The following is a 259-nucleotide window of genomic DNA, read 5'->3' as shown; positions in this document are numbered from 1 at the left end:
GATAGCTGGTCCGCTCGCGCAAACGCAGCCCGTCGGCGACCTCGTATTCGAAGGTGATGCCGGTGTTGATGATGTTCGCACCGCGACCGTCCGCCAGATCGATGGTGCGCCCCACCACGTTGGTGGTGATCCGCGTATCGCGGCCCATCAGCGTGCCGGTCCCCGCGTCGAAACCCGGATAGGCGCTGATGTCGCCGCTGCCGTTCGTCACGATCGGGATCGGCAGCAGCCACGCACCGCGATCGGTCAGGTATCGGGC

The 259-nt window shown here is 66.4% G+C and carries 1 protein-coding gene; it reads right to left on the bottom strand.

All coding sequences use genetic code 11. The features are described from left to right. The coding region (locus AC0IYH_RS32405; RefSeq protein ID WP_471838438.1) for a hypothetical protein at positions 1 to 259 on the bottom strand (259 nt) is incomplete at both ends.

The organism is Pseudomonas sp. AC463 (assembly GCF_979253585.1).
This window is presented reverse-complemented; position numbering and strand designations above follow the sequence as displayed.